The following is a 12,790-nucleotide window of genomic DNA, read 5'->3' as shown; positions in this document are numbered from 1 at the left end:
AGACCGTTTGTAATCCCAGAAAGACTTGAACTTTCAACCCCCGGTTTAAAAGACCGGTGCTCTGGCCACTTGAGCTATGAGATTATTTTAGTGTGAATAGTCAATTGTCAATTTGTTTTGCCTGTCAATTTTCGATTCACAATTGACTACCATTTCACATTTAACAAGATTCATCATTCACCATTCACCTGTGTTGGGGTATCTTCGGGGATCGAACCCTGTTCTCCGGTTCCACAGACCGGCGCTTTACCAAATAAGCTAAAGAAACCATAAAAAAAGCACCTCTTTTCGGGAGGTGCTGTATATTCTGACGTAGGAGATCATTAGCTGACCCACGTATATAAGCACCTTTTAACTATAAATTCATTATCGAGAATGATACATGCATATACTTTCGGCTCCTGTCCGTGTAATCTGCAATACTGATTAGATATGTGATGTAATTGTTTCATTATATTCTTGTTATTTAAAAAGTTTTTTGAATCCTGAAAACCTGTTGCTTTCAATTTTCGGTTGCAAAGTAAGTATGAAATTTTTTAACTCACAAATTTATTTTTCATTTAAATTATTGAAAATCAATTACTTAAACACAATTTTTAGCATAAGAAATATCTGTCCGCAATATCCTGCAGATCTGTTAAATACCTAAATGACTGTCTCTCATCGGGTTACTTATCACTCTTATTTATTGTATTAAATGTTCATTGTTAATTAAAAAATTTTTGTTTTTATGGTTATTTTTTTTCATTCTAAATAATTTATGGCTTAAAACACAAGAAACGCCTCGAGTTATCGAGGCGTTTCTGCGGTATTTTGTTTAAATTTTTACGGGTTTATTGTAAATAATTTTCAAAGCAAGCACATTTCGCCTCATTCCTTATCATCCATTCGTATCCGAATAATCCTTTTATTGAAGGGCTATCGCATAGATTTATATTGATATGTGCTCTTTGTATTGTCATAATTTTCTGGCGCAAAGATATAAAAAATTGTTTTTCCGTTATGAAATTATTACTTCTGCTCACCAGGAAGAGAGATATGATAAGGTGGCTTCGGGTGCCTTAGCCTCCTTGGTTTTGACGGTGGAACATAATACCGTTTAAATTTTTAATGTCTAAATTATTAAATCTTTAAGTGCTTCAATTTTAATTCCTCAACATCTTATTCCGTCCTGTTTTAAACCTCGAAATATCTTTCAGGATCACACTGTCCTCAGGATTGAAATGTTTCAGCTCATTAATAATCTCCGACCTGGCACCTACTTTTTCGGCAATAATTTCATAAGCAATACTTCTTGTTACAGGCTGTAGTTTTGGATCTTTTTTAAATTCATGCTTCATGGCTTCAAGGTAGATAGTCTTTTTGTAGGAAGGCGTTTTCTGATAAAGATTCTGAATCTCAGTTTCCAGTTTTTTAACATCAAAAATATTGGCGAAGTAATTATTCAGGCAGTTGAATGCATCTTTATCTTCATTCCAACCCTTCAGCAGTACTTTTTGGGCTTCTTCCGGCAGCTCCATTTTCTTGCTGTATACCAAAGAAGCTTTTACCATCTGGCTGTTGGCTGTGTAATCGTCTGCTACCATCTGATAATAGCTGTGTGCATTTTTTATATCGTTCAGCTCTCTGTAGAGGTCTCCCACTTTTTCTTTCTGTTGCATTTCTTTATACAGATCGATGGCTTTTTTGTACTGTTTTGCTTTTTCGTAACAGGATGCTGCTTCTGATTTATTATTCAGTTTTTTAAGATAAACTGCTGCCGCTTCATTGTAGAAGCCTCCATTTTCCAGTGTTTTTGCGCCCCTGAAATTATCCTGAAGAAGATTCATATATACTTTTGCTGCCTTTTTATAATCTTTTTCAGCGATATATTTTTCGGCAAGTTCTTCGTATTTATTTCTGATTCTATCAAATAAGGAAGTTTCCAGGTAAAAATTTCCACCTCCGGAACCTCTCCGCCCAGAGTTTTTCCGGTTCTGTTCTTTATCTTTTAAAGCAGTAATCACAATCATGATTATAAAAGCTACGACAAGAAAAATCACCAGCGTTCCCACCACGCTCCAAAAGCTTTCGTGAAATAACTGTGCTGCGATGCCAATGATCTTAAACACCGCCAGGATCATAAATGCAATCAGGAATTTATCAATAAATTTCTGCTTATTCATCATCTTCAGGGTTTAAAATGGTTTTATCTTCATTGAACAGGCGGTAAAGAAGAAGGATGACACAGATCACCAGGATCCACACAAACCAGTTGTACCCAAACATCTTTATCAAAGGATAAAATAGATAAACCAGCATGGAAACAAGGACTGCCGACAGAATGAGCTTTACCCATAAAGGCACATTATCTCCGCCAAGGTTCAGGGATTTCCTTTTGAAGATGAAAGAATAGATCCCCACTGCTCCAAACATAAAAATTACAAGATACAGAATATCTGAAATGGAGGTTTTATTTTCTGACGCATTGGTACTTTTCTCCAAAGTTCCTATTTGGGAATCTTTAACCGGAGACGGGGGAAGTTCCGTTATATCAAGCGTTCCATAAAGCTTTCCGAGAGAATCCGCTACGAGTGCCTGTTTTTTCTTTAAAACAAATTTTACAACTTCGCCATTGACCGGTTTTCCCTTGCTGTACTGTTTGAGGGAATCTGAAATGCGGCGCTTCATAGCTGCTTCCTGTTGAACAAGATGTTTCGTTATTTTTTTTGAATACACAATTTTCAGGGAATCTCTGCTGTTCTGTTCTCTGGCATTGAGCTTTTCGATATCATTTCCGACCTCGCCAAGGTTTCTGCCACCTGATTTTTTATACTGTTCCCTTTCGTTTTTATCTTTTGACATGGCAGCACCTGCAGCAACATATTCACTGGAAAGTTTCTTTCTTGCCTTTCCGTAAATAGAGTCAATTTTCATATCAATATCCGTCACTCCGGACTGATAAGCGATCATATCTGCCTGTGCTTTTTCAGTGCCGTTCATAATTTTGCCGGATGAAACGAGAAAATCCTCTTTCACGGTTCTGTCTTTATCTGAAGGCATAAAAATTCTGAAGATTATAGCCATTACGACAACGCCCCAGAATATCCAGCGGAAATTCCGGCTTCCTGTTGTTTCTTTTTTGTCTCCAGAACTTCCAAACAGAGCACTCAGCCAGCTGTCTCCGAAAGTGAATTTTCCAAAGCCGTCACCACGGGAAGTCCCCATAATATCTAAAGGCACACCCAGTTCTACCGCTCGGTCAGGATACTTTTCTATATATTTTAAATATTTTTCAATTTCTTTTTTATTTCCTGCCATCACTTTTTTGAGATCAAAAGGCAGGTTTTTCATCCACTCTTCTTCATTTCTCGGCTGCTGAAGGGTTGCCAGAACTTTTTCATCATCCATCTCAACGGCAAAGCTTTCGATATATTGAGGGGTTTTCACACCATTGGATGGTTTTCTGACCCTGCCTTCTGCTATTTCGGGTTCCTTTAGTACTAAAATCCAGTCAATTTCTTCTGAAAGCTTCACAAAACCAAAATCAGGATGCATAATAACAAACCGTGAACCGACAGAATGCCAGTCTTCAGGATTGATCCTGGGATAGAATATGGTATTTTCAGGAATAAAAAGCCTGTCGTCTACACACTGGAAATAAGCATTCTTACCGATTTCCTGCGGAGCTTCATCAGAAAATATAAGCAGGCATCCGTACAAGACATTGGGCTGATTTGCCGGAACAGCATAGGTTTTTACTTTATTGAGATCTATCCCCAATGCTTCCATTTCATAAAGCCATACGCGTGGCGACGGGTCTTTGATCAAAAGTCCTTTTTTAGGATAGCTATTTTTCGGAAAAGGTTTTATTCTAAGCTCCATAATCTAGGATCTGATCAATAAACGCTGTTAAATATTGAGAATACATTTCTTCCATAGTCTTCACTTTCAGCAGGGTTTGTTTCGGAAGGTAATATTCCGAGCCTCCATACTCTGTGTTGGTTGCCAAGGCCAAAAATCCATACTCTGTGGAAGGAATATAAAATGTAGGAATACCGGTATTGCTGCTCTTAAGAGTAAGCATTCCGCGGGAATCCGTAATGATTTCGCTGCCATCCTGAAAGGTAAATTTATTTTTATTCTGCTCTGCGAGGATCTTTACTGTAAACCTGTTTTTATAAAGGTTCAGTGAATTGTCATACAGCCTGCACAGTTCATTTCCTGAGATGACGAGATTATTATTCTCATTGATTCCTATTTTATTGAAGTTACTGATTATTTTCATACCGCTGTAATTCAGCTTGGCAACTTCTGCTTCCGCTTTTGCCATATTCTTATCTATTTCGGTATCATCATTAAAGATGGATTCTACAGAAACATTTCCTTCTAAATTGATTTTATAGCGGGAAGAGTTCATAGGCTGATGAAGGTAAAAGTTTCTTCCAAAATAGATCAGATGGTATGATTTGGGGATATTGAGTCCGGTAACATTCTGTTCGGAATATTCTTTTGTATTCAGATTCAGTTTAGAAATGAGCTTTTTATCCGGCTGATACTGACATAAAATAAAATGCTGCTGTTTGTTTTTAGCGAGAGCAAACTGTCCTCTTGGTTTCACAGAAATATCTTCTATTAAAACTTCGCATCCATGATATGTTTTGTAGTAATCATAAGAATTCCGGTCGTAATAATTATCAGAAAGGTAAGTTTTCAACAGCTGTTTTTTTGAACTCAAAATATAAAATTCACCTTCATAAAGAAACTGAGCAATTTTATTGGATGGAGTCGGAAACAGGATCGGATAATTCTGTGGCAGATCTGTTTTTTTCCCGTTAATATTATGAACCTTTTGTTTTCGCTGTGGCGGGTTGGCCCATAATTCCTGCAAGGGAAGCTTTATTTTCTGAATATGCTTTCGCGCTCCTTTATGATGTTTATAAAAGTTCAGTTCCCCGTCTGAAGCGGTTGTGATCAGGAATTTTAGTCTGTCTCTGTTTTCGTGGATTACTTTCCTGGTCTTTTCATCAGCAAGGTTTTCCTGGTGGGTAATGAAGAAAACTTCGAGATCTTTTTCGGTATGTTCTTCATTGAAAAATTTCCCAAGTGCTTCTGAAACATCCAAAACCGGGCTGACCAGGTTCAGGGTTTCAATAACATCTTCCGGTTTGTCAAGAGAGACGGGTACACCAGCCTGTCCTAGGGCAAAAACTTTACACTCCGAATGGGCCTTCGGATGTCTGATCACTGCAATAGCCGACGCAAAAGCCAATACTTTAGGGGTTCCCCAGTTTTTCAGGGAAGTATCAATTAAAATAATACGTTCAAAAATATTTTCTTCCGGCGGGATTTCTCTCTGGATATACAGAGCTTCGTTATTGGCCACGCGGTTCATGAAAACCTCATCATCATTGGCAAATTCAGACAGCAGCATTCTGTGGAGGTCTCCTTTATTGGACATATCTGAAATCCCTCCGATGGGCTGTTCTCCGGGAGAAAGGTGTCGCATAGGAATTCTCAGACCGCTCCAGATTCTTTTGATCAGGCTTCCTACCTGAAACGTTTTGGGCTCTTCAATTAACTGCTGAACAAAATCTTTATCGGTTTCTACAGTTGTTTCTTCTTCTACGACTTCGTTATCCAACTCCAGTTCATCCAAGTGATCCCGCATAGCATCAACAATAGACTGGGCTGTCGGAAATTTTTCATTCAGGAGATTGAGTGTACTCAAGTCCCTGTTAATGGCTGAAGGACCGGCATATTTTTTTTCAGCACTTGCGGTCAGCATATGAGGTCTTCTATAGTAATGCGTCAGGATCATTTCTGCCTTTCCGGGAGCTGTCCTGTTGTGGGAATCCTGGAAGAGTGTCTGAAGCAGTACAATTCTGTTCTGGCCCTGTTTATAGATTTTATTTAATGATTTCAGCTTTTCAAGGAACGCAATGCTCTTTTCTGCTGTAAAATCAAAATTTCCGATGCTATGAAAATTGGCGGTATGTTTCAAAGGGCCCGCAAAATCGGTATAACCATCCTGCATTGCATATAAAACCATCAGCAATGCTCCAAACGGAGGCCATCCCTGTGGCTGAAGTTCTTTGAGGATCTCCATGACATAAGGTCTGTAGGCTATAGCCCCAACACCGGGAATAGAGATGAGGTTATAATCATGGTATCCGGAATCTCCGGCGACATCCTCGTCGGTTTCCCACTCCCAAAAGTAGTTTTCGTATGACTGGAAATATTCGGTTAAATCCATTCTTTCGTTTTTTCAGTAAGACGGAATGAACTTACGGACAATGGCCGAAAATCTCCCTTTTTAATGGAAAGATAAGTGCCGTCTTCGTTCCACAGTAACCATTTGTCTGACTCTTTGTTATATTGCTGCTGTAAAAGGGAACTCAAATTTTTAAATTCAAAGTCAAAGCCTGCGGGTAAAAGGTGCCCGTCTTTGGTCCAGTATGTCTTTCCGGGCAGGCTCAGCAGTGGCGTTCCAAGGAACAATGCTTTATCACTAATAACTGTCCATTCAAGTTTTTCCAGCTTAAATTTCGGCTGTACCGGAATACTTTCTTTTATGTCTTCAATTATACTTAATAATGCCACGACAGCATGTTCTTCATTCCCTAGCTTTAATCTCACCTCAACTTTTTCGCTGATTCCGAAATAATTATGGTTCGAAGCCGGAAAAGTAAGGTGTAAAGCTTTATCTATCGGTGACCAAAGTAGGGCCGTTCTCATTTTCTTACTTGGTACCAGTGCCTCTTTTTTGAATAAAAGTCCTTCCCGTAATTCGTATAGCATAAAACCAGGCAGCTGCTGGATCTCTGCGGATATGACCTGTTCCTCAGTGAAACCTTTCAGCCAAACTGTTGCGTCGTCTACTGCAATCTGTACATTTTTCCAGTCCCGGATAGCACCCAGAAAATCTTCATCAGCCCGGGGAAGTTCTGCCCAGAATTCTTTTACACACTTTGAAGGATCTTCTGCCATAAGCTTTCAATTTCTTGCTGGATATATTGCTTCTGCTCCGGATTTCTGATCCAGTCGCAACGGGTCTGCAGGTATCTCAATTTATCTTTGATTATGTTCTGTTCTTCAAAACTCAACGTTCCGCTGTTCCATTTTTCCACGAGAATTTTTACGTCCTTCATCACTTCCTCCGGATTCGGAGTTTTGTTCTGCATTGCCTGTGGATGGGATTTCGGGTTATCGTCTTTTTCAATGGTTCTGTTGATGATGCCTTCCAGAATTTCTATCTGCTCTTCTGTGTCCCAGATATGCTTCAGTACCCAAAGGTCGGAAAGCACAGCTTCATTTCTTCCGCAAATAAGGGCGCTTGCTGCGATCAGATTCTGAAGTTTTACGGCTCTACGGTCGGAAATGGTAATTCCTGTATTTCTCAGATTGATAATTGTATTTAAATAGACTTCGTAAATAGGCCTCAGATCCATGGTTTTGCACAGGTTCTGAAGTTCCCTGATCTCATCTGCATGAATTTCAGGAATATTGGTTTCCGTTTGGTTTTCCAGCTTTCTTCCGGCCAGAAGTACCTGCTGAAGCAGTTCAGGATTTACGTAATCGACATTAATTCTAACCAGAAAACGGTCAAATAATGCGTTCAGGGATTCATCTTCCGGAAGTACATTACTGGCACCAACGAACATGAGGGCCGGGAGATGTTTTGTTTCTTTTCCTCTTTTGAAGATTTTTTCATTCAAAGCGGTCAGCAGTGAATTCAGGATTGCAGAGTTGGCATTGAATATCTCATCGAGGAAGACCAATGAAGCTTCGGGCATCATGCCTTCGGTGTTGGTGAGAAGTTCCCCTTCCTTTAATTTACGGATGTCAAAAGGACCGAAAATTTCGTTCGGCTCTGTAAATCTGGTAAGTAAATATTCAAAGTTTTTTCCATCCTTTACTGTTTTTGACAGTGTTCTTACGATGGCCGATTTTGCAGTCCCGGGAGGTCCATACAAAAAGGCGTTTTCTTTAGCCAAAAGGCATATTCCAAGCAAGTCTACGACATCGTTTTTTCCTACGAAAGTATCTTTTACGTAGTTGAGGACGGTATTCAGTTTTGTAATATTTTGTATCATTAATTTTCTTCGGTTATTATTTTTAATTCTCGCCAGAATATCTCTTTATACAGCCCGAATTCTGCTATAAGCAGTTGATTAATATAGGGGATTTCAGCCAATTCATAGGCTTTTTTTTCTATGATTCTTTCGAGGTATAATTTCCGGTATGTTTTGTCTTTAAGTTCTTTTTCCCAGTTTACTTTTTCCAAATTAAGGTTATATCCTATCCCGGAATAATGAAACTCGGTAAGAATATCTTCCAGAATCTTCACCAACGGATCGTGAGGATCAACAGTATGCAGCAAAGATGTTATCTGGGGAAGAAATCTTAATGACAGATCAGCAGATAAAACAAAGGAAGTATCGGGTGTTATTTTCAGCTTTGGGATCAGCTTATCCAGATTGTTTGCTGTGTTTTCACGGATAAGATAGAGCTGTGCACTGTAATAAAGGATTTTCGCTGCCCAAACTGCAGCTTCTTTATGGCAATGGATTTCTGTAGATAAAAATTCCAGTCTTTCTTTTTCAAATTCTGCTTCAAAATAATCACCGGCTTCCTGTTCTTCTTTTTTTGAGATCTCATGCAAATTTGAAAAAACGGTAATACAGCCGCTTTTCCGAAGCAGAAAAATAGTGTCTAAAAATGGTGATCTGGTTTCCATCATCTAACAAAAATAAAACTATTTTGCAGAGAATAAAATTTTTTAGGTGAGTGATTGGCAGCTAAATAATCTTTACGATAAATAATTCACAAAATGCCTATTAATTATGACTTAGATATTTGATGTTGTATTTTTACTCTCACAGATTTAGCAGATGGCGTTGATATTTGCTCCTGTGAAAACCTATTTTACAAATCAATCTGTTATTTCGATAATATTGTTTTCGGGATCCAGAATAACACTTTCATAATAGCCGTCGCCTGTTGTACGCGGTTCTCCGGCTATGGCGTAGCCGTCTTTTCTTAAAATTTCTGTCAGCTCATCTACTTTTTCTTTGCTGCCTGTCGAAAATGCCAAGTGAATCATTCCATATTGCTGAGCGTCGTAAGAATTTCCGCTTTCCTGGATATCCGGTCTGCTCATAATCTCAAGACGGCATCCATTGTCAAAGCTTAAAAAATAAGACTGAAACTGTTTTACAGAATTGTGGTATTTTTCATTGGAAACAGCTCCAAAATATTTTTGATAGAATTCTCTGATCTTTTCCAGATCTTTTACCCAAAAAGCAACATGCTCAATTTTCATTATGATTATCTTTTACTTTGCTAAAGTAAGGAGGAGATTCTTCAAATACTTCTTCTGTGTTATTCTTTTTTGAAACTGTATTGGCAATACTAAGCTTATTTTCTCCCACAGATTTCACAATGATTCAATCTAAAAGTTGTTATCTTTGTCGCTTCAAAATAACATTATGAGTATTCACATCAGTGCAAAAAAAGGAGAAATTGCCAAAGTAGTATTGCAGCCGGGAGATCCGCTTCGTGCACAATATATTGCTGAAAATTATTTGGAAAACGCTAAACTGGTCAGCAAAACAAGAGGAATCTTTTATTATACCGGCCTTTATAAAGGTAAGGAAATTACTGTAGGCGCCAGCGGAATGGGCTTTCCGAGCATCGGGATCTATTCTTTTGAATTATTTACAGAGTATGAAGTAGATACCATCATCAGGATCGGAACTTGCGGAGCTTATACAACAGATCTTAAGCTTTTTGATATTTTAAATATTGAAAATGCAGCGAGTGAAAGTACGTATGCAAAGTATGCATGGGAAATTGAAGATGAGATTCTTCCTCACCAGGGAAATATCTTTGGGACGATCAATGAAACTGCTCAGGAGCTTTCTTTAGCCACTAAAGCCATCAATGTACACAGCAGTGATATTTTCTACAGAAAAGACCCGAATGTACCTGCTATCGCTACAAAATACAACTGTCCGGCAGTAGAAATGGAAGCTTTCGGATTATTCGCAAATGCACAACATTTAGGAAAAAATGCAGCGACGATCCTTACGGTAACCGATATTATTCCTACCCACGAAAAAATTTCTGCTGATGAAAGAGAAAGAGCCCTTAAACCAATGATGGAACTGGCTTTGGAATCGGCGATAAAAAGTCTTTAATAGAAAAACTAAGTTGCAAGTTTGCAATTTGACCATAAAAAAGAGCTTTACCTGATGAGTAGAGCTCTTTTTTATAGTTTGAAAAATTTTCTGGTGATTTTCTTCCAGTAGGTAATCTTTTTATGCAGGACAATTTATACTTCATTCATTGATAAATACTTCCAGAAAACCGATCATGTGTTTCCCACCGTGACTCCAGCGAATCCCGTGACCTTCTTTTTCTCTGGCTTCAAAAACAAGCTCATGCTTGTAATGATAGAAAACGTTCCACCAGGTTCTGTTGTCCAGAATATAGCTGATCTTCTCCATAACTTTTTCCTGTTTCTGCAGGTTATTTCCCTTAATTTCGCCCCAAAATTCATCCTCCATTCTTCCGATATGCTTTTCCCAGGCTCTCTGCGCAATGGTAATTTCACTGTTAAAAGGTTTCCGGCAGGCTTCAAGCAAAATATCCTTCAAAGGCGGAACAGCATTTTCGTCACGAATGCTGGCAGAAGTCAGGCGCTGTCCTAAAATATTCAGCCAGTGTTCTAAGGGAATTAGTTCAAGATGAGCTGCTTTTACCTCATCAGTATCATTGCTTTGAAATATATCGATAAAAAGATTAAAACTTTCTTTTCTGTCTGTTTTAATTTCTTCGTTAAAATATGGCAGCTCCCATTCCATGCTGTTGTTCTGAAATTTCAGGATATTATTTTCCATGGTTTGCAGGTGCTCTCCGGCAAGAACAGCCCGATATTTTTCTTTCCATGAATCGGAAATCAGTGGAATATAGGGTTTAAACATATTCATTTACAGACAATTTTAAAAGATTGACATCCAGATTTTCTTCTATGATCAAATATCCGATAAGATTGAACCATTCCCCACAGTTATCCAGTATCCATGCATCTGAAGATGCTGCTATCCGTGAGTTTTCTGTTAAAAATTTATCCGGGCTGTACTCCAATCCGGCTTCCCAGTTGAGGCTGTTTTCCTGAGCAAAATCAAGAATAACTTGCTTGATTCTTCCGCTGTTGGAAACCGGTTGATCAAAAATCCAAACTAGCTTTTCAAGGCCGGCTTTGTGGAAAAATTCTGCAACAAGTTCCACTGCTCTTTGAGTCTGGTTTACTCGCTTATAAGTTCCGTAAACTCCTGAAAGATCACGTACACATCCGTCTAATCCCTCAAAGACATAGGCTCCCGAAAGCAGGCTTTCCAATAAAATCAATATGTTGAAGCCATCCAAGTAAACGACTTTATCCTTCAGGGCCGATATTTCCAGCTGTCTGATTTTTCTATTCGTAATTTGCTCTTGCGATGCAGAAGCCCCACGTAGGGCCTGGATCTGACGTGTTTTCAGTTTATACCGATTTCCTACGAGTTCGGAGGAAGCTCTTTCAGGATAGTCACGGCTCAATAAATACAGCATGTCCTGAACTGCCATTTTCAGCTTATCAACCTGCTTTTCTGAACCGAACAGCAAATCATCGGCTGTATTTTTTCCACGGTTTCTGTTATTCATCCTCAAAAATAGTTTTTTTAGGCGGATATAATTAAGGCCGTCTACCTTTATCATTATATTTTCTATTGATTTACCAACATCTTGAATGTGGGGTTATACATTTTACAACAAAAGAGATATTTCGTACAACATTTTGATTTTCATAAGAGATATGTTTGCACTGAATAAAAATATCAATTATGAATATATTGAAAAAATTATGTTATCTGTTTACAACGGTCTTTATGTCTGCTGCATTTGTATCCTGTTCTGATGATGATATGACTGCGGAACAGCTCACTCCTTCACAAGTTCTTTCTTCTACTCCGTGGGAAACTACAGCAGCCAAAGATAAAAACGGAAATTCTGTAGCTTTGACAGATGCAAATGTAGCAGGCTTCGTAGGTTTTGCTTATTTTAAAGCTGATGGAAATTTTGCCATCTACAGCCTCAGCGATATCTTAAGATCCAGAGGAACATGGTCTGTGGATCCAGAGGGAAAAACCAGGGCTATTACAGCGCTTAATCCTGACGGAACTTCGATTTTTAGCCGTACTGTAGATATTCTTGTATTGAACAGCAATGAATTCACCTACAGAATTCATACAAACCCAAATGATCCTTCTGTTTATTATGATATCATCCATACAAAAACAGCCCATTCCGAACCAGCGAACGGACAGCTTGCTCTGGCTTCTACCCCTTGGGAAACTACAGGTGCAAAGGACAAGAACGGAAGTCCGGTAGCTTTAACGGATGCAAGTGTAGCAGGTTTTGTGGGCTTTTCTTATTTTAAAGCAAACGGCACCTTTACGATTTACGGATTGAATAATATTCTGAGATCTCAGGGAACATGGTCTATTTCTCCGGACGGAAAGAAAAGAACGATCACAGCCCTGGATGCAAATGGAAATGTGCTTTTTACCCGGATTGTTGATATTCTTGTTCTAAACAACACGGAATTCACCTACAGAATTGCTCCTGATGCTGGTAATCCTTCTGTTTATTATGATATTATCCACACAAAAGTGGATCACCTGGAACCATAAATGTTTTTAAATTAGTGGTTGATCATGAATGTAAAACCCCGGCCCGAATTCGGGCCGGGGTTTCTTTTTAACAT

The 12,790-nt window shown here is 38.7% G+C and carries 11 protein-coding genes and 2 tRNA genes; 2 read left to right on the top strand and 11 right to left on the bottom strand.

All coding sequences use genetic code 11. The features are described 5' to 3' along the window. Positions 1 to 10: 10 nt before the first annotated feature. From ACMGDK_RS15370 to ACMGDK_RS15330, 9 genes are all read right to left on the bottom strand, one after another. Positions 11 to 84: transfer RNA gene (locus ACMGDK_RS15370), tRNA-Lys, on the bottom strand. Positions 85 to 194: 110 nt separating this feature from the next. Further along, positions 195 to 268, bottom strand: a tRNA-His gene (locus ACMGDK_RS15365). An 877-nt stretch (positions 269 to 1,145) separates the two neighbouring features. Next, a complete protein-coding gene (locus tag ACMGDK_RS15360; RefSeq protein ID WP_436808764.1) occupies positions 1,146 to 2,168 on the bottom strand; it encodes a soluble NSF attachment family protein in 1,023 nt (340 codons plus the stop codon). Next, complete coding sequence (locus tag ACMGDK_RS15355; protein ID WP_436808763.1) at positions 2,158 to 3,864, bottom strand: APC family permease; 1,707 nt, start codon at positions 3,862 to 3,864, stop codon at positions 2,158 to 2,160. Before ACMGDK_RS15355 ends, ACMGDK_RS15360 begins: the two co-directional genes overlap by 11 nt. Further along, positions 3,854 to 6,235, bottom strand: a complete 2,382-nt coding sequence (locus ACMGDK_RS15350) for a hypothetical protein (RefSeq protein WP_436808762.1) — start codon at positions 6,233 to 6,235, stop codon at positions 3,854 to 3,856. Before ACMGDK_RS15350 ends, ACMGDK_RS15355 begins: the two co-directional genes overlap by 11 nt. Further along, entirely contained in the window at positions 6,226 to 6,969 is a 744-nt protein-coding gene (locus ACMGDK_RS15345; protein ID WP_436808761.1) for a hypothetical protein, read from the bottom strand. The genes ACMGDK_RS15350 and ACMGDK_RS15345 overlap by 10 nt, the downstream gene beginning before the upstream one ends. After that, a complete protein-coding gene (locus ACMGDK_RS15340; RefSeq protein ID WP_436808760.1) occupies positions 6,942 to 8,075 on the bottom strand; it encodes an AAA family ATPase in 1,134 nt (377 codons plus the stop codon). Before ACMGDK_RS15340 ends, ACMGDK_RS15345 begins: the two co-directional genes overlap by 28 nt. After that, a complete protein-coding gene (locus ACMGDK_RS15335) occupies positions 8,075 to 8,722 on the bottom strand; it encodes a conflict system bpX4 domain-containing protein (RefSeq protein WP_436808759.1) in 648 nt (215 codons plus the stop codon). Before ACMGDK_RS15335 ends, ACMGDK_RS15340 begins: the two co-directional genes overlap by 1 nt. Positions 8,723 to 8,914: 192 nt before the next feature. Continuing rightward, on the bottom strand, positions 8,915 to 9,304 hold the full coding sequence (locus tag ACMGDK_RS15330) for a VOC family protein (RefSeq protein ID WP_436808758.1): 390 nt from the start codon (positions 9,302 to 9,304) through the stop codon (positions 8,915 to 8,917). Between the two features lie 166 nt (positions 9,305 to 9,470). On the opposite strand from ACMGDK_RS15330, the gene deoD reads away from it, so the two are divergent. Then, on the top strand, positions 9,471 to 10,181 hold the full coding sequence (deoD, locus tag ACMGDK_RS15325) for a purine-nucleoside phosphorylase (RefSeq protein WP_436808757.1): 711 nt from the start codon (positions 9,471 to 9,473) through the stop codon (positions 10,179 to 10,181). Between the two features lie 141 nt (positions 10,182 to 10,322). Here the strand turns inward: deoD and ACMGDK_RS15320 are convergent, their stop codons facing one another. After that, entirely contained in the window at positions 10,323 to 10,973 is a 651-nt protein-coding gene (locus tag ACMGDK_RS15320) for a tRNase toxin domain-containing protein (protein ID WP_436808756.1), read from the bottom strand. Continuing rightward, positions 10,960 to 11,688: a DUF434 domain-containing protein gene (locus ACMGDK_RS15315; RefSeq protein ID WP_436808755.1), complete on the bottom strand. Its 729-nt coding sequence runs from the start codon at positions 11,686 to 11,688 to the stop codon at positions 10,960 to 10,962. The genes ACMGDK_RS15320 and ACMGDK_RS15315 overlap by 14 nt, the downstream gene beginning before the upstream one ends. Positions 11,689 to 11,867: 179 nt before the next feature. Here ACMGDK_RS15315 and ACMGDK_RS15310 point away from each other — a divergent pair, with 179 nt between their 5' ends. Continuing rightward, a complete protein-coding gene (locus tag ACMGDK_RS15310) occupies positions 11,868 to 12,716 on the top strand; it encodes a DUF4822 domain-containing protein (protein ID WP_436808754.1) in 849 nt (282 codons plus the stop codon). Positions 12,717 to 12,790 lie beyond the last annotated feature (74 nt).

Origin of the sequence: Chryseobacterium hilariae (assembly GCF_051400735.1) — a bacterium.
Lineage (GTDB): Bacteria > Bacteroidota > Bacteroidia > Flavobacteriales > Weeksellaceae > Chryseobacterium.
This window is presented reverse-complemented; position numbering and strand designations above follow the sequence as displayed.

Excerpts from the sequence above, each read along its gene's own strand:
- ACMGDK_RS15360 (WP_436808764.1), bottom strand. The coding sequence starts at position 2,168 with ATGATGAATAAGCAGAAATTTATTGATAAATTCCTGATTGCATTTATG.
- ACMGDK_RS15355 (WP_436808763.1), bottom strand. The coding sequence starts at position 3,864 with ATGGAGCTTAGAATAAAACCTTTTCCGAAAAATAGCTATCCTAAAAAA.
- ACMGDK_RS15350 (WP_436808762.1), bottom strand. The coding sequence starts at position 6,235 with ATGGATTTAACCGAATATTTCCAGTCATACGAAAACTACTTTTGGGAG.
- ACMGDK_RS15345 (WP_436808761.1), bottom strand. The coding sequence starts at position 6,969 with ATGGCAGAAGATCCTTCAAAGTGTGTAAAAGAATTCTGGGCAGAACTT.
- ACMGDK_RS15340 (WP_436808760.1), bottom strand. The coding sequence starts at position 8,075 with ATGATACAAAATATTACAAAACTGAATACCGTCCTCAACTACGTAAAA.
- ACMGDK_RS15335 (WP_436808759.1), bottom strand. The coding sequence starts at position 8,722 with ATGATGGAAACCAGATCACCATTTTTAGACACTATTTTTCTGCTTCGG.
- ACMGDK_RS15330 (WP_436808758.1), bottom strand. The coding sequence starts at position 9,304 with ATGAAAATTGAGCATGTTGCTTTTTGGGTAAAAGATCTGGAAAAGATC.
- deoD (WP_436808757.1), top strand. The coding sequence starts at position 9,471 with ATGAGTATTCACATCAGTGCAAAAAAAGGAGAAATTGCCAAAGTAGTA.
- ACMGDK_RS15320 (WP_436808756.1), bottom strand. The coding sequence starts at position 10,973 with ATGAATATGTTTAAACCCTATATTCCACTGATTTCCGATTCATGGAAA.
- ACMGDK_RS15315 (WP_436808755.1), bottom strand. The coding sequence starts at position 11,688 with ATGAATAACAGAAACCGTGGAAAAAATACAGCCGATGATTTGCTGTTC.
- ACMGDK_RS15310 (WP_436808754.1), top strand. The coding sequence starts at position 11,868 with ATGAATATATTGAAAAAATTATGTTATCTGTTTACAACGGTCTTTATG.